Raw genomic sequence first — 971 nt, 5'->3', positions numbered from 1 at the left:
CACAGGCGACGGCCGCCGAGCTAGACTTCTTCCACTGGGAACTGGAGTTCCCTGAGGTGTTCTTCGACGCCGACGGTGAGCGGATGCCTGAAGCCGGTTTCGACACCGTGATCGGGAATCCGCCTTATGTGCGAATCCAAGAGCTACAGACAAATGTGCCAGAACGGGCGGAGTATCTCTCTAGATATCGATCCTCCGAGCAGAATTTCGATCTCTATGTAAACTTCACCGAGAAGGGGTACGAATTGTTATCCCCGAGGGGGCTACTCGGGTTTATTGAGCCTCACAAATTCTTCCAAAATGAATTTGGAAGAGGTATCCGCGAGTTCCTCGCAGACAATGATTCCCTCGATAAGATCCTCTCATTCGGTCACAAGCAGGTGTTTGGGAACGCCTCTGTCTATACCTGCGTCCTTATATTGAGCAAATATGACGAGGACGGACTCGAATATGCTGAAGTCGATCCTGCGGATCTAGCAACTGGGAAAGATCCTAATTTCCGTCACATCAATCCTGAACTTGACGGAGATGCTTGGGTATTCCAATCGCCAGAAGTTCTAGAGATTATTCAGGAAATCGAGGATAACCCACTAAGTCTAGCTGATGCTACGAAGAAAATATATCAGGGAATCATAACGAGTGCTGATAGTATTTTCTTGGTGGAAACCACCGAACAGATGGGAGATCTGACAGTTGTAGAAAACGGACATGGTGAGCAATTTAAGGTAGAATCAGAGCTTCTACACCCCTTTTTGAAAGGAAAAGACGTGAAACGATATGCTCCCTTAAATCCGCCTCTACAAATCATCTTACCATACCGGGTTGATGACAACGAACTAGACTTCATACCAGAAGAATCCCTTCGTTCAGAGTTCCCACGAGCATTTGAGTACTTCAAGAGTCACGAGTCGAAGCTTCGATCGCGTGACAGTGGTAGTATGGACACGGAACGGTGGTATGACTTCATACGT

The 971-nt window shown here is 47.5% G+C and carries 1 protein-coding gene; it reads left to right on the top strand.

Translation table 11 applies throughout. From position 1 onward, the window contains the following. Positions 1-971: Eco57I restriction-modification methylase domain-containing protein (locus EXE45_RS16965; protein WP_158294304.1), on the top strand; the 971-nt coding region annotated here is incomplete at both ends.

This window comes from Halorubrum sp. SP9, assembly GCF_005435015.1.
Classification (GTDB): domain Archaea; phylum Halobacteriota; class Halobacteria; order Halobacteriales; family Haloferacaceae; genus Halorubrum; species Halorubrum sodomense.
Note: the sequence above shows the minus strand (reverse complement) of the source record. Positions and strands in the feature narration are given on the sequence as shown.